The organism is Streptomyces sp. NPDC002793, assembly GCF_040295485.1.
Lineage (GTDB): Bacteria > Actinomycetota > Actinomycetes > Streptomycetales > Streptomycetaceae > Streptomyces.
The window spans coordinates 26,560-41,936 of sequence record NZ_JBEOVL010000006.1 but is presented as its reverse complement, the minus strand read 5'-3'; the positions used below and the strand labels follow the sequence as shown (position 1 = coordinate 41,936).

The 15,377-nt window shown below is 71.8% G+C and carries 12 protein-coding genes; 8 read left to right on the top strand and 4 right to left on the bottom strand.

Translation table 11 applies throughout. The annotated features are described in order from the left end of the window. Window positions 1–18 precede the first annotated feature (18 nt). Complete coding sequence (locus ABT001_RS07600; protein ID WP_351273772.1) at window positions 19–2,610, bottom strand: glycosyl hydrolase family 65 domain-containing protein; 2,592 nt, start codon at window positions 2,608–2,610, stop codon at window positions 19–21. A 90-nt stretch (window positions 2,611–2,700) separates the two neighbouring features. On the opposite strand from ABT001_RS07600, the gene ABT001_RS07595 reads away from it, so the two are divergent. Next, entirely contained in the window at window positions 2,701–3,186 is a 486-nt protein-coding gene (locus tag ABT001_RS07595; protein WP_351273769.1) for a cupin domain-containing protein, read from the top strand. A gap of 6 nt (window positions 3,187–3,192) precedes the next feature. Here the strand turns inward: ABT001_RS07595 and ABT001_RS07590 are convergent, their stop codons facing one another. Then, entirely contained in the window at window positions 3,193–4,050 is an 858-nt protein-coding gene (locus ABT001_RS07590) for a helix-turn-helix transcriptional regulator (protein WP_351273766.1), read from the bottom strand. A gap of 114 nt (window positions 4,051–4,164) precedes the next feature. On the opposite strand from ABT001_RS07590, the gene ABT001_RS07585 reads away from it, so the two are divergent. The 7 genes from ABT001_RS07585 (at window position 4,165) to ABT001_RS07555 (ending at window position 12,318) form a co-directional block, all read left to right on the top strand. Then, window positions 4,165–5,229, top strand: coding sequence for an aldo/keto reductase (locus ABT001_RS07585; protein WP_351273763.1), 1,065 nt, complete (start codon window positions 4,165–4,167; stop codon window positions 5,227–5,229). 189 nt (window positions 5,230–5,418) lie between these two features. After that, on the top strand, window positions 5,419–6,171 hold the full coding sequence (locus ABT001_RS07580; protein WP_351273760.1) for a GntR family transcriptional regulator: 753 nt from the start codon (window positions 5,419–5,421) through the stop codon (window positions 6,169–6,171). Window positions 6,172–6,373: 202 nt separating this feature from the next. After that, window positions 6,374–8,095 carry a purine-cytosine permease family protein gene (locus ABT001_RS07575; RefSeq protein WP_351273757.1) on the top strand — a complete coding sequence of 574 codons (1,722 nt, stop codon included), beginning with the start codon at window positions 6,374–6,376 and terminating at the stop codon, window positions 8,093–8,095. Window positions 8,096–8,307: 212 nt separating this feature from the next. Then, a complete protein-coding gene (locus ABT001_RS07570; RefSeq protein ID WP_351273754.1) occupies window positions 8,308–8,490 on the top strand; it encodes an SPOR domain-containing protein in 183 nt (60 codons plus the stop codon). A gap of 45 nt (window positions 8,491–8,535) precedes the next feature. Next, on the top strand, window positions 8,536–8,940 hold the full coding sequence (locus ABT001_RS07565; RefSeq protein WP_351273752.1) for a (deoxy)nucleoside triphosphate pyrophosphohydrolase: 405 nt from the start codon (window positions 8,536–8,538) through the stop codon (window positions 8,938–8,940). A 179-nt stretch (window positions 8,941–9,119) separates the two neighbouring features. Further along, window positions 9,120–9,557 carry an ATP-binding protein gene (locus tag ABT001_RS07560; RefSeq protein WP_351274294.1) on the top strand — a complete coding sequence of 146 codons (438 nt, stop codon included), beginning with the start codon at window positions 9,120–9,122 and terminating at the stop codon, window positions 9,555–9,557. 193 nt (window positions 9,558–9,750) lie between these two features. Next, window positions 9,751–12,318, top strand: a complete 2,568-nt coding sequence (locus ABT001_RS07555) for a SpoIIE family protein phosphatase (RefSeq protein ID WP_351274291.1) — start codon at window positions 9,751–9,753, stop codon at window positions 12,316–12,318. Between the two features lie 5 nt (window positions 12,319–12,323). On the opposite strand, the gene ABT001_RS07550 is transcribed toward ABT001_RS07555, so the two are convergent. After that, window positions 12,324–13,034 carry a PspA/IM30 family protein gene (locus ABT001_RS07550; protein WP_351273749.1) on the bottom strand — a complete coding sequence of 237 codons (711 nt, stop codon included), beginning with the start codon at window positions 13,032–13,034 and terminating at the stop codon, window positions 12,324–12,326. A 135-nt stretch (window positions 13,035–13,169) separates the two neighbouring features. Next, window positions 13,170–15,287, bottom strand: coding sequence for a TPM domain-containing protein (locus ABT001_RS07545; RefSeq protein WP_351274288.1), 2,118 nt, complete (start codon window positions 15,285–15,287; stop codon window positions 13,170–13,172). Window positions 15,288–15,377: the final 90 nt, after the last annotated feature.

The window sequence follows — 15,377 nt, the reverse complement described above, 5'->3', positions numbered from 1 at the left end:
CCCGTGGCAGGCGTTCTCCTAATCGCGCGTGGTGGCGGTCAGTTCGGTCACCCCCGTCGGCTTCTCCGCGTCGGCGGAGCGGACCGTGAGCCTGACCCGGCGGGCCGTGGCCCCCGGTTCGTAAGGGCGCCAGGTGCGGCCGTCCAGGGAGGTCTCCAGGGTGTGGGAGGCCGGTGCGACGTCCGTCCAGGTGGGCGTGAGCGACGCGATGCGGGCCGCCTCGCGCAGGGTCACCGTCAGCGTGCCCGTCGCACCGTCCGGTGACCAGGCGGTCGACGGGCTGCCGTCCACCGCGGCCTCGGCGTACAGACCGGGCGCCTCGGAGGTCGCCGCCGCCGGGCGGCAGCGGGCGGCGTCGGGCGTCGGGGTGAGGTCGGGGCGGCGGGTGGGGAGAGTGAGTGTGCCGGACAGCAGGCGGGGGCCCGCCGGGGTGTGGACGGTGAAGGGCGCGCCGTCCGTGAGCCGGACCGTGGTCGTCCGGGGGCCGACCGCGATGTCGTACGTACGCCCCCGGTAGCGCAGCCCCGTCAGCTCCACGCCCTCGCGCAGCTGCGGGGGCAGGAGCGGGTCGAGGCGTACGCCGTCCTCGCGCAGCCTGAGCCCGGTCAGTCCGTGCGTGAAGACCTGGAGGAACCCGCCCTTGCCGGTCAGGAAGTCCTCGGCGGGGAAGCCCGAGAGCGGGTCCTCGGCTCCGGACTTCTCGCCCCGCGCCTCGGAGAAGAGGTTGTACGGGCCCCGGACGAACGGGCGTACGGCGCGCTGGAGGTACGTGTACGTCGCGCAGCCCGGTTCCCCGATCGCGGCGGCGTCGATCGCGTGCACCGAGTCGGTCATCGCGGGGCCGTCCGGGTCGGTGCGGGCGGCGTAGTAGTCGAGGGTCGCTGCGGCGGCGCCCTCCGCCATCGGCCACTCCAGCGGGTAGATGAGCAGGACCGTGTCGGCCTGTTTGATGGTCGAGCCGTTGTAACCGGCGTACTGGAGGAAGAGCTTCCGCTCGGCGTCGTACGGGATGCGCAGCCCGTCGGCGACCCGGGTCCAGCCGGCGGGTGCCGGGTGGCCGAGGAGCGAGGCGGCGCGGGTGGCGTGGCGCAGGGCGGTGGCCGCGACCGCGTTGGTGAAGACGCCGTCCGTGACCCCGTTGCTGTACTCGTCGGGGCCCGCGACGTTCTTCACCGAGTAGCTGCCGTCGGAGTTCGCCGTGGCGCGCGACTGCCAGAAGTCGGCGATGCCCTTCAGCAGCGGCCAGCCCCGCTCGGCGAGCCAGGCGCGGTCACCGGTGGCGAGGTAGTACTGCCAGACGGCGAGCGCGATGTCGCCCTGGAGGTGGTTCTGGGTCAGGCAGTGCGGCGGGTCCCAGCTCTGGCACTCGGAGTCCAGGCGCCCCCTGCTCGCGCTCGTCCAGGGGTAGAACAGCCCCTCGTGGCCCAGCTTCTCGGCGTTCGCTCGGGCGGCGTCCCGGGTGCGGTAGCGGTACTCCACCACGGAGCGGGCCAGCTCGGGGCGGGTGGCGAGCAGCCCCGGGAACATCCAGGTCTCCGCGTCCCAGAACACCATGCCCGCGTAGTTGTCGCTGGTCAGCCCGGCCGGCGCGATGCTGTCCGAGGAGCCGGGCCGGGTGTTGGCGAGCAGCCCGTACTGCGCGGCACGCAGCCAGGCCTGGAGGTCCGGGCTGCCCGGCGTCCTGACGTCGGACGCCCACGCCTGGCGCCACGCCCGCGCGTTGCCGGCGAGGACCCCGGACCAGCCGCGCCGGGCGGCCCGCTCCGCCGCGGCCGTGGCGGAGGCGAGCGGGGTGCGGGAGGTGAGGGCCGTGTCGACGCCGACGTACTTCTCGAAGGTGTAGGAGCGGCCGGCCCTGACCCGGGTGGTGCGGGCGCCGTCGGTGCCCCGCTGGACGATCGCCCCGTCCGTGCCCGTCCCGAGCGTGCGGAACGTGCCGTCATCGGCGACCGTGACCCGGCGCGCCCCGCGCGCGTCCAGTCGGCCCGTGACCGTCGCGGTGCCGCTCCAGCGCGGGGTGATCCGCAGCCGCACGGCGCCGGTGTGCACGTCGGAGCGGTCCGCCAGCACCTCGTAGGTCAGGTCGGTCGCGCGGCCGTCCGCAGTGGTCCACCGCAGGGAGGTGACCACGACACCGCAGCGCAGGTGGAGGGTCTGGCGGTAGTGGGAGACACGGCCGGCGGGGGTGGCCGAACCGTACGTCTCGGAACCGACGGTCACGTCGAGCGTGGTCCAGGACGGCAGCGCCGCGATCACCTCGCGGCCCTCCGCCAGGCCCTTGTCCCGGGCGTACAGCCCGGAGACGAAGGCTCCGTCGTACCGTGGGGTGTAGAGGGGCCAGCCGGTCTTCTGGTCCGTGTCGGCGTATCCGGCGCCGGTGGCGGGCACCCGGTGGCCCAGGTAGCCGTTGCCGACATAGGGGTCGTATCCCTCGGCCTCGCCGAAGGTGGTGGAGGACGGTGCCCACGAGGCGTCGGCGGGGGAGTCGGTCCTGCCGCAGACGGGGTCCGGGGCCGGGCGGGGCCCGGCGGCGTGGGAGAGCGGCGGCAGGGGGAGGATCAACGTGCCCGCGATCAGGGGCGCGACAACTGAGATGCGCTTGAGGCTCACCGTACGAAGGTAGGGAAGACCACGCCGCCGGTGCGGTACCGGCGCGCGCGACGAGCGGTCCGGTCCACGGCCGGAGGCGAGGAGAGCGGCATGTCGTACCCGGAATCCGTCTACACCCCGGGCGCGGGCGAGATCAGTGCGCGCTACCGGCCTGCGGACACGGCCCCGGATCTGCTGACACGCGGCGGGGGCAGCACCCACTACCTGGCCACGTCGGAGTCGACGCACGGCGAGTTCGGCCTGTACAGGATCACCATGGGTCCCAAGGCGGGCGGTCCGGCGGAACACTTCCACCGGTCGATCTCGGAGTCCTTCTTCGTCCTCGACGGGACGGTGCGCATCTACGACGGCGAGCGCTGGACCGATGCCACGGCGGGTGACTTCCTGTACGTGCCCCAGGGCGGCCTGCACGCCTTCCGCAACGACTCCGAGGAACCGGCGTCGATGCTGCTCCTCTTCACACCGGGTGCGCCCCGCGAGGAGTACTTCGAGACGGTGGGAAAGGTTTCCGACTGGCCGGAGAAGGAGCGCGCGGAGTTCTTCATCAAGCACGACACGCACTGGACGGGCCGCTGACGGCGCCTACGGCGCGAGGCCCGTCGGCCGGGCCGCCGCGCACAACCGGTCCAGTCCCGACCGGCTCATGTCGTCCGCGGCGCGGCAGATCATCAACCGCTGGTCCGTGTCCTGAAGTGGCATGAGAACTTCGAAGTGGACCGCGATCTCACCGACGTCAGGATGCCGCAGCACCTTGTGTCCGCGACCGTTCACCTTGACGTCCTGCTGGGCCCACAGCCGCGCGAACTCCTCGTTGTGCGTGGTGATCTCGGAGATGAGCCCGGTCAGCGCCCGGTCCTCCGGATGCGCGGCCCACGCGGCGCGCAGATGGGCGACCCCCTCGCGCACGACGCGTTCACGGTCCACGTAGAACTCGCGCATCTCCGGATGCATCAGGCACAGCCACATCGCGTTGCGCTGCGACGGCGGCAGGGTGCCGAAGTCCAGGATCAGCTCCGCCATTTCGGCGTTCCAGGCCAGGACGTCGTACCGGTGGTTCATCAGCATGGCCGGCAGCGGTGACAGGTCGGCGACCAGCCGGGCCAGCGGCGGCGCTGCCGCGGTGGCGGGCAGGTCGGCGTCGCGGGGGCGCTGACGGGTCAGGTCGAAGAGGTAGGCCCGTTCGTCGGGGGCCAGCCGTAGTGCCCCGGCCAGCGCCTCCACCACGTCCGCCGAGGGGCGCAGCCCGCGGGCCTGTTCCAGCCGTACGACGTAGTCGACGCTGACCCCGGCCAGTTCGGCGACCTCCTCGCGGCGCAGCCCCGGGGTCCGCCGGGACCGACGGCGCGACGGCAGGCCGAAGTCGAGCGGGTCAAGGCGCTCGCGCCGGGTCCGCAGGAACGCGGCCAGCTCCTGGGTCGCGTCCACGGTGCGGGTCATCATGTCCCGTCCAACAGTCAGGGTGGGACCGGTGTTCCCAGGAACAGCCTTCCCTTACCCCCGGCCGGCGGCGGTCACAGGCTTGGTCCCGACGGATCACACGCACTGGAGGACACGATGCCGCTCACTCTCGACACCTACCGCCTGCTGGGCCGCTCCGGGCTGCGGGTCTCACCGCTGGCACTGGGCACGGCGACCTTCGGCACCGAGTGGGGCTGGGGCGCCGGGCAGGACGAGGCCCGCAAACTGTTCGACCTCTATGTCGAACGAGGCGGGAACTTCATCGACACCGCCAACACCTACACCGACGGCAGCTCGGAGCGCCTGTTGGGCGAGTTCACCCGCGACAACCGCGAGAGTCTCGTGCTGGCGACGAAGTACACGACGCTGCGCCGGCCCGGTGACCCGAATTCCGGGGGCAGCCACCGCAAGAGCCTGTTCGCCTCGGTGGAAGCGAGTCTGCGACAGCTCGGCACGGACTACATCGACCTGCTCTACCTGCACGTGTGGGACTTCTCGACGCCGGTCGAGGAGATCCTGCGCGGCATGGACGATCTGGTACGGCAGGGCAAGGTCCTGTACGTGGCGATCTCCAACGCCCCGGCCTGGCAGGTGTCGCGGATGCAGGCGATCGCCGATCTGCGTGCCTGGTCACCGCTGGTCGCCCTGCAGATCGAGTACAACCTGATCGAGCGCACCGGGGAACGCGACCTGATCCCCATGGCACGGGAGATGGGGCTGGGCGTGATCCCGTACTCGCCCCTGGCCGGCGGGGTGCTCTCCGGCAGGTACAGCCGCGCGGACCTCGACGGGACGGCCGCCGCGTCCGGCGACGGCACGCGCAGGAGCTTCAACTTCGCCCTGGGCACGCTCACCGAACGCAACCTGGCCATCGCTGACGCCGTGAAGGAGGTCGCCACGGAGCTGGGCCGGACACCCGCGCAGGTCGGGCTGGCGTGGACCCTCCGGAATCCAGGGGTGACGGCACCGGTCGTCGGCGCGCGCACCCTCGCACAGCTGGAGGACAATCTGGGCGCCCTGGAGGTCGACTTCACCGCTCCCCAACTGGCCCGCCTCGACGAGGCCGGCGCGATCGGACTCGGGTATCCGCACGCCATGCTCGCCAGTGACCACATCCGCAGGGTGACCGCGGGCGACCTGAGGATCGAACCCCGCAGCTGACAGGCGACGGGTCCGGACCCCGAAGGCCGGGGGTGCCATGGGACGGGGGAGTACCTGACGCGTACCCGGGCCGGACATGCGCTGTTGGACGGGGAATCATCACTTCGAGTGAAACCCTGGCCTGCGCTTGCGGTACTCAACCCACGGTTGCAACGCTGTCGCTGTCAGTCAACCTGTTGGGAGTGGCCCGTGGCTTTCGGTGAGCAGCCTGCCTATCTGCGCGTGGCGAGCGATCTCAGGGAGAAGATCGTCAACGGCGCGCTGCCGCCCCACACCCGCCTGCCGTCGCAGGCGCGCATCCGCGAGGAGTACGGCGTCTCGGACACCGTGGCGCTGGAGGCGCGCAAGGTGCTGATGGCGGAGGGGCTCGTCGAGGGGCGGTCGGGTTCGGGCACCTATGTGCGGGCGCGTCCGGTGCCACGCCGGATCGAGCGATCCGGCTACCGGCCGGAAGCGGGAGCCAGCCCGTTCCGTCAGGAGCAGGCAGCTGAAGGCATGCGGGGGACCTGGGAGTCCCGCAGCGAGCAGGAGGGGGCGAGCGCCGAGGTCGCCGAGCGGCTCGGGATCGAGCCGGGTGACCGGGTGATGCGCACGAGGTACGTCTTCCGGGAGGCGGGCGAGCCGATGATGCTGTCCACGACCTGGGAGCCCCTGGCCGTCACGGGGCGTACGCCGGTGATGCTGCCGGAGGAGGGCCCGCTGGGCGGCTGCGGCGTCGTCGACCGCATGGCGGCGATCGACGTCGTCGTGGACAACGTGACGGAGGAGGTCGGAGCGCGGCCGGGTCTGGCGGAGGAGCTGCTGACGCTCGGCGGGGTGCCCGGCCATGTGGTGATCGTGATCGGCCGGACGTACTACGCGTCGGGGATGGCGGTGGAGACGGCCGACGTGGTCGTCCCCGCCGACCGCTATCGGATTGCCTACCATCTGCCGGTCAAGTGACCGCCGGGGCAGGTGGGGTGAGAGGTGGGACGACCGTGGTGACCGCTGGGAGCGACGGGACGTCCGGCGTGCGTGACGCGGAGTTAACACCCCGGCGCCGCACGTAACCGGCGGGCAATCGTCCGCTGCGTCAGCTTGTCATGTCCAAGTCTTAACTTCCCGTTCGTCACCGCACACCGCGCCGACGGACGGGAAGTCACCGATGACGGACACGGCAACGCCCACGACGGGCGAGGCACCGCGACACGCACCGCAACAGGGGCCCGGGGCGCCCCGGCGCAGCTATGCCAGGCTCGCGGCCGACGAGAGCCGCGAGGACTATTCCCTCCGCTACGCGCCGCACTCCTTCCGGCGCTGGTCCCCCTCGACGGTCGCGGGGACGGCGCTCGGCGGCATCGCGTATCTCGCCGACTTCGCGATCGGTGCGTCCATCGTCTTCACCTACGGATTCACCAGCGGGCTCGCCTCGATCCTGGCGGCGGCGGCGATCATCTTCCTCACCGGCATCCCGATCGCCCGGGCCTGCGCGAAGTACGGCCTGGACATGGACCTGGTCACCCGCGGGGCGGGCTTCGGATACTTCGGGTCGACGCTGACCTCACTGATCTACGCCTCCTTCACCTTCATCTTCTTCGCGCTCGAAGGCTCGATCATGGCGCAGGCCATGCACCAGGCGATCGGGCTCCCCGTCGAGGTGGGCTATCTGGTCACCACGCTGATCGTCATCCCGATCGTCTTCCGGGGTATGGGCGCGCTGGCCAAGGTGCAGGCCTGGACCCAGCCGGTCTGGATCGTCGGCATGGTGCTGCCCTTCGTGGTGCTCGCCGTCGAATCCCCGGACTCCTGGGGTGCGTTCGGCTCCTTCACGGGCACGGAGGGCGCGGCACCGGGCTTCTCCTGGGTCGCCTTCGGCCTCGGCACGGGCGTCGCCCTCTCGCTCATCGCCCAGATCGGCGAACAGGCCGACTATCTGCGCTTCATGCCCGCCAGAACCGAGACCAACAAACGGCGGTGGAATCTCGCCGTCCTGGCAGCCGGCCCCGGCTGGGTCGTCATCGGCGCCGCGAAGCAACTCGGGGGCGCCTTCCTCGCCTTCGTCGCGCTGGAGGCGGTCGGCAAGACGCACGCGCTGGAGCCGATCGCACCGCAGATCGAGGCCCTGAAGCCATGGCTCGGCTCCTTCGCGCTCCCGGCCGCCGCCCTCTTCGTGATCGTGTCCCAGATCAAGATCAATGTGACCAACGCCTACAGCGGTTCGCTGTCCTGGTCGAACTTCTTCTCCCGGCTCACGCACAAGCACCCGGGCCGGGTCTGGTACATCTTCCTCAATCTCGCCATCGCGCTGACGCTGATGGAGATGAACATGTTCGCGGCCCTCAACAAGCTGCTGGGCTTCTACTCCAACGTGGGCATCGCCTGGATCGTGGCCGTCGCCGCCGACCTGGTCATCAACAAGCGGATCGGCCTGAGCCCGCGCTACATCGAGTTCAAACGGGCCTACCTCCACGCCGTGAACCCGGCCGGCTTCGGGGCCATGGTGATCGCGTCGACCGTCTCGATCCTCGCCTTCTTCGGACTCTTCGGCACGTACGCCGAGGCGTTCTCCACCTTCATCGCGGCCGGGCTGTCCCTGATCCTCTGCCCTCTGATCGCCTGGCTGACGAAGGGGAAGTACTACCTGGCCCGTCCGAACCCGGTGAACGGCCCGGACGTGGAGATCGCCGACATCACCGCCACACACACCTGCGCGGTGTGCGAAACCGCCTACGAGCTGCCGGACATCGCGGACTGTCCCGTCCAGGCGGGACCCATCTGCTCCCTGTGCTGCTCGCTGGACGCCGAATGCGGCGATGTCTGCCGGAAGGGGCCCACAGCCGGTCCGGTGCTGTTGCCGACGCCGGTCGTGCGGGCGCCGGCCGGCTGACCGGAGCGGGCCTCGGCACCGCGGAAAAGGGGGCGCACTCGGAGAGTGCGCCCCCTTTCGGTATGGCCGGATGCGTATCTCTTTGTGTAAACACGCATCCGCTGAGTGAAGGTCAGGCGTACGCTCCGGCATATGCGTACTGCGGTTTCCTGGGGATCCTTAGAGACGTGCACGCCGGCGGGGAGAGGGGCGGGATGCTGGGGAGGAAGATCATGACGGACAGCGGTGCCCTGCTCCCCTGGCTGGTGATCAGGCAGGACGACAACGGCAACAGGTACCGGGTCGGGCGCTACGCGACGCAGGACGAGGCGCAGAGGATCGCGGACGGCCTGGACCGTCACGGACACAAGCAGCTCTACTGGGTGGAGCGAACGAGCCGGAGCGCGCTCCCGTAGGAAGGGCCCCCGGCCCGGGTGGGACCACCGGCTACGCTCCGGCACATGAGTGATTCCGTGGTGGTGGCCGGGGCCGTGTGCGACGGCGGGCGGCTCCTGGCCGCCCGCCGCAGCGCCCCGCCGGAGCTGGCCGGGCGCTGGGAGCTGCCCGGCGGCAAGCTGGAGCCGGGTGAGAGCGGCGAACAGGCGCTCGTGCGGGAGCTCCGGGAGGAGCTCGGCGTGGAGGCCGAGCCGCTGGAGCGGATCCCGGGGGAGTGGCCGCTGAAACCCGGCTTGGTGCTCAGGGTGTGGACGGTCCGGCTGCTGTCGGGCGAGCCCGCTCCACTGGAGGACCACGACGAGCTGCGCTGGCTCGCCCCGGACGAGACGGACACCGTGGACTGGCTGGACCAGGACCGCCCTGCCGTCGCCGAGGCCGTGCGCCGTCTGCGGGAGGCCTCGCACGCCTGAGCGGCGCCGTTGCGACGGCACCGGGGCGGCGGGGTTCAGGTCGGCGGAGGCCGGGCCGACGAGGTGCCATACACCCGTACGCCCCATGGGTCACCACCAGCGGTAGATTGCGCGGAATATCGGGTATGTGCCGATAACGCCCTGTGAGCAGGGTGCGCCCCCGCAGCCGGCCCTGGGAAGTGATCGGCGTGACCGATACCGAAGGCGATGGTGCCGAGTGGAGCTTCCCGGCGGTGCCGGGCTCCGTGCGCAGCGCCCGGCATGCGGTCCGTGACGCACTCCACCAGGAAGGGCTCGACGCGGCGGTGGGCGATGTCGCCGTCCTGCTCGTCAGCGAGCTGGTCACCAATTCACTGCGCTATGCCTCGGGCCCCATCGGCGTCCGGCTGAGGTGGCCGCATCCGGACGGTGAACGGCCGGAAGCGGGGCCCGGGGGCCGGGGCCTGCTGGTGGAAGTCTCCGATCCGGTTCCGGATCCGCCCACCGAACGTACTGCCGGACCCGAGGACGAGAGCGGTCGCGGACTGCAGCTCGTGGCTGGGTCCGCACGCCGCTGGGGGACCCGGCGCGGAAAAAGCGGCAAGACCGTGTGGTTCGAGCTCGCTCTGCCTGGTTAGGAGAGGGGAGGGACGCACAGTGATCACCGGAGGTCGGGCAGGATCTGGCTGAAAGGGACTGAGACCGTGCTGTGATCGTGAACGTCGTGCCGGTGAGGCCCGTAGTGCTGAATACTGCGGGCAGGACCGGTCCGGTGTGTGAGCTGGAGGGGACGGTCGCGTGAGCGAGATACCTGGGACGGCGGGCGACGTCATGTGGCAGAGCAGCCCGCCTGGCTCGATCTATGACTACGTCAAGGTCGCATCTTTCTCGATCGGGGCCGACGGACGGATCGAGCAGTGGAGCCGGCGGGCCGCCGGTCTCTTCGGCATGACCTCCGAGGAGGTGGTGGGCAGGGACCCGGTCGAGGCGTTCATGCCCACCGGGGCACGCCCCGACGCCCACCGCAGGGTCGGCGAGATCCTGGACGGCAAGGAGTGGACGGGCCTCGTCCCGTTCCGGATCCCGGGTGAGAACGCGGTTCGCGGACTGGCCGAGGTCTACGTCATGCCGAGCGAGACGGAGACCGGCGAACGCGCGGCGCTGTGCATCGTCGTCGACGTCCGGGCGCTGCGGCGCATCGAGACGGATCTCGCCGCCTCACAGGCGATTTTCGGCCAATCTCCCTTCGGCTTTGTCCTCTTCGGTACCGACTTCACCGTCGTGCGGGCCAACAAGCGGTTCGCCACCGTCTTCGGCGGCGTGGCCGAGGACCACCGCGGCCGCACGGTCGACGACTACCTGGCCCGCCCCGAGGCGGATCGTCTCTCCGCCACCCTCAAGCGCGTCCTGGAGACCGGAGACGCAGTCACCGATCTCCCGCTCGTCGGCACCCCGCCGGGCACCACGGGCCGGCGCCACTGGTCCATGAACCTCTACCGCGTGCACAGCGGCTCCGGGCGCCCCGTCGGCATCGCCGGACTCGCCACCGACGTCACCCAACGGCACATCGCCGCCCGCGAGGCGGCCAGCGCCCGCCGTAATCTCGCCCTGCTCAACGAGGCCAGCGCACGCATCGGCAACTCCCTCGACCTGGAGACCACCGCCAGGGAACTGCTCGACGTCGCCGTGCCCGGATTCTGCGACCTCGCCTCCGTCGATCTCTACCAAGGGCTGCTCACCGGTGAGGAGTCCTCGCCCGGCAGCTGGGGCAGGCGCCACCACGAGACCGGCAGCGGATCGGCCGAGCTGCGCCGGGTCGCCCACGCCAGCGCCGTGTCCGACGCGCTCCCCGGAGTCCTCGCCGGCTCCGGCGCGGAGACCGTCGGAGACATGGGCCCCGCGCTCGGCTCGGTCCACCGCTACCCGTTCCGCTCACCAGGTGCCGTCGCCCTGCGCACCGGCCGCCTCGAGGACGTGCCCGGAGACGGACGCGGCTTCGTCCACTCCACGCTCGCCGTGCCGATGGTCGCGCACGACGTCGTCGTCGGCCTCGTCCAGTTCTCCCGGACGAAGGGCAGCGAGTCCTTCGGCGAGCGGGACCGGGCCCTGGCCACCGAGCTCGCGGCCCGCGCCGCCGTCTGCATCGACAACGCCCGCCTCTACCGCCGCGAGCACGAGCGTGCCCTCATCCTCCAGCGCAGCCTGCTCCCGCCGGGCGACCCCGAGGCCGCGGGCCTCGACATCGCCTGCCGCTACCTCCCGGGCAACACGGCCACCGAGGTCGGCGGCGACTGGTTCGACGTGATCGAGCTCCCCGGCCACCGCACGGCCCTGGTCGTCGGCGACGTGATGGGCCGTGGGCTGCGGGCGGCCGTCGCCATGGGCGAACTGCGCACCGCAGTACGCACGCTGGCGCTCCTGGACCTGGAACCCGCCGAGGTGCTCTCCGCCCTGGACGAGGTCGCGCGCGGTCTCGGCACCCCGGGCGGCGGCGGGCGGAGCGAGGGCTTCGGCGCCGGCGGCGGTGCGCAGTGGCCCTCGCGGGCCGCCCACAAGTCACGCGAGGCCGACCTCGCCGAGGTGTACCTGGCGACCTGCGTGTACGCGGTGTACGACCCCGTCACCCGGCGGTGCACCTTCGCCAACGCCGGGCACCTGCCTCCCGTGGTCGCCGAACCGGGCGAGGCCGCCCTGCTCCTCGACGTACCGCCGGGCATGCCGCTCGGCGTCGGCGGTGAACCCTTCGAGGAGGTCGAGGTGGAGCTCAAGGAGGGTTCGCTCCTCGCGCTCTACACCGACGGGCTCGTCGAGTCACGTGACCATCCGCTCGACGAGGGCCTCGACGCCTTCCGGCAGGCCCTCAGCGAGCCGTCCCACCCCCTCGAAGACGTCTGTGACCACGTACTGACGACCCTCGACACCCGGCACGGCGAGGACGACATCGCCCTGCTGATGGCCCGTATCCAGGGTCTCGCCCCGGACGCGGTCGGCGACTGGCCGCTTCCGCGCGAGCTCCGCTCGGTCGGCCGGGCCCGTGAGCTGGCCCGTGAGCAGCTGACCGCCTGGGGACTGGACGGCCTGGTGGACACCACCGAGCTGCTCGTCAGCGAGCTGGTCACCAACGCCCTGCGCTACGGCGAGGGTGAGATCCGGCTCAGGCTGCTCCGTGACCGCACGCTCGTCTGCGAGGTGTGGGACGCGGGACTCGTCCAGCCACGGCGACGGCGCGCACGCGACACCGACGAGGGCGGGCGCGGGCTGCAACTGGTCGGGCTGCTCAGCGCCGCCTGGGGATCACGGCGCACCCCGCGCGGCAAGACCGTGTGGTTCGAGCTGGCGCTGCCCGACGGAGCGCCAGCCGCGGAACTCTCCGTGGAGCAGCTGCTGAGCATGTACTGAGGGCTTCAGGCGGACTTCAGGGCGGCGAGCCTGGCCTCGATCTCCGCGCTGTCCCCGAGGCTGTCCAGCTGTTCGAACTGGGCGTCCAGGGACGACGCGGCGAGTTCCTGCTTGCCCACCGCCCTCGCCTCCTCACGCCGCACCTTGTCCTCGAAGCGGCCGAGCTCGCTCGTCGGGTCCATGACGTCGACGCTCTTCACTGCGTCCATCATCCGGTTCTGCGCCCGGGCGGACGCCGCGCGGGCGACCAGCTCGTCACGCTTGGACTTCAGCTGGGTTAGCTTGTCCTTCATCTGGTCCAGGCCCGACTTCAGCTTGTCCACCACCACCGTCTGCGAGGCGATCGTCGGCTCGGCCGTCTTCGCCTCCTGCTCCGACCCGAGCTGCCGCCCCAGCGCCACCTTGGCGAGGTTGTCGAACTTGTCGGCGTCCACGCCCGAGCCCGCGGCCCGCAGCTCGTCCGCCTTCCTGCTGGCGGCGAGAGCCTTCTGGCCCCACTCCCGGGCCGCGTCGACATCCTCCCGATGGTCCTCCTCCAGCAGCCTGAGGTTGCCGATCGTCGCGGCCACCGCCTGTTCGGCCTCCGCGATGTTGGCGGTGTAGTCGCGGATCAGCTGGTCCAGCATCTTCTGCGGATCCTCCGCCTGGTCGATCAGGGCGTTGATGTTGGCCCGTGCCAGCTGGGTGACGCGGCCGAGGATGGTCTGCTTGGTCATGGCACCTCTCCTTGTGCGATAAAGCGTGTCGTGCGGGAAAGCGTGAGATGTCGTGCGGGAAAGCGTGAGATCTCGTCGTACGTGAGCGGAGTCCGGCGCGGCACCCCGCGCCGGTGTCGGAAGCGACCGCCGGTGTCAGAAGCGACCCCCGCCACCCCGCCGTCCACGGGTCCCTCCGCCGCCGAAGCTGCCCGGACCACCGCCGAACCCGCCGCCTCCGAAACCGCCTCCGAAACCTCCCCCCAGGCCTCCGCCCCGCCCGCCGCCGAGCAGCCCGCCGAGGATGATGCCGCCCAGTACGGCGCCGCCCGTCCCGCCGCCGCCGCGCGGACCGCCGAAGCCGTCCTGGTCGCGATAACCGCGTACGTCCTGCTCGGCCAGGCTCCGCGCCTGCGTGGCCAGCGCGTCCGCCTGCTGCGCCTCGGCCAGGGCGCCCTGGGGGTCGCCGGCCGAGGCCAGCTCCCCGGCCCGCTCCCACCGGCGCTGTGCCTCCGCGAGCCGGGTGCGGGCCTGACTGCCCACCGCGCCCCGGTTGGTGGTGATGAAGTCCGCGGCGGCACCGATGGCCGACCGCGCCGTGAGCATGGCCTGGTCGAGCAGCGAACGCGCCCGCCGGCCGCCCTGCTCCTGCTCGCGGGCTCCGGCCAGCGCCTCGTCCAGCGCCGCGTCGGCCTCCTCCACCCTGCGCAGGGCGTCGACGGGGTCGTAGGGGCCGGAGGCGAGCTCCTCCCGCACATCGCCGACCACCGCCTCGGCGCGGGCGACCCTGCCCCGCAGGTCGGCGGTCGGCACACCCTCCGGCGTGCCGTCGAGCAGACCTCTGGCGTCGGCGAGGTCCGTCTCCGTCTCGGTGAGCGCCCCCGGCAGCCCGTCCGCCGCCTCCGCCAGCTCCCCGGCCCGCCGGTCCACCCCGTCCACCAGGGTGGACACCTGCTTGATCGCCCCTTCGGCGGCGCGTACGTACACCGCGGCCCGCGCGTTGTCGCCGGCGTCCACGGCCTGGCGCGCCTGGTTCAACGCGGAGGTGGTGAAGACCAGCCGGTCCTTGGCCTGTTCGACGTCCCCGGCCGCGGGCGCGGCCGCCGACTCGGCGTACCGCTCCCGCATCGCTCCCACGGCCGTCTCCGAGGCGGAGACGCGTGCCAACAGCTCGCGGTAGGTGGTCTCGGCGGTGGCCACGGCCTGTGGCGCGGTCTGTTCGAGGGCGCGCAGCCGGTCGAAGTCCTCGGACATGGCGTCCAGGCGTCCGTTGGCGTCCGCGCAGCGGCTGATGATCTCGTCCAGCATGCGGCGCCGCGTCGCGTCGTCCTCGGGGAAGGCGTCGTCCAGCTCCTGCCGCAGACGGAAGGCCGCCGTCAGCTCGGACTTGGCCCGCTGGACGACAGAGGCGAAGGGAGCCGCTGACTCCTCGCCGAACTGGGCCGTGGCGAAGCCGAGTTCCTCCTCGCTGGTGCGCACGGCGTCGTCCGTGTCGACCAGGTCCTCCTTCGCCCGCGCGTCGAGCTCCGGCAGCGGAACCTGCGGCTCGGCCGCCTCTCGTGCCACGCCGCCCCAGCCGCCCGCCGCCGGTGTCGTCCGGGTCCTCGTACGCCGCCTCCGGCGGGTGAAGGCGAAGGCGGCGACCGCGCCCGCGACGACGACCACGGCGAGCGGCACGAGCAGTCCGGCCGAGGTCCCGCTGCCGGACCCACCACCGGGATCCGCGGCTCCCGGAGTGACGGCGGGGGTCGGGACGGGGTCACCGGCGAGCACCGCCGCGTAGCCGTCGGCGGCGCCGATCGCGGCTCCGGCCCAGTCGTTCCGCCGGAGAGCCGGTTCGACGGCGGTGTTCGCCACGTCCTGGAGCTGGGCGTCGGTGAGGCGTGAGCCGGGGTCGACGGAGTAGGCGTACTGCCGGTCGTGCGTGGCCACGGCCATCAGTACGTCCTCCTGGCCGAGGCCGTTGCGGTTCGCGGTCTCGTCGGCCCAGGTCCGGGCGTCACGGCCGGAGAAGTCACGGACGTACACCACGAACAGCTGCACCTGCCACTCGTCGAACAGCCGGTCGAGGGCGGCTTCGGTCTGTGGCTCACGGTCGCCGAGCGCCCCCACCTTGTCGGTGATCTGCCCGTCACGGGACAGGGTCACGGGGTCCTCGGCCCGGGCACCCGGGGCGCCCGGCAGAAAGATCCAGAGCACCGCCGTCAGGGCGGCGACGAGGATCCTGCCGGGTATCGAAAGCCGGGACGTCCCGGTACGGCTCGCAGGCGGCATCACAGGGGGGACGCTATGTCCGCATACTGCCGCCCGCGACCCGGAACGTCCCGACCCGACGCGTTCCGGCCGTGCGGGTGGAGGGCCGGG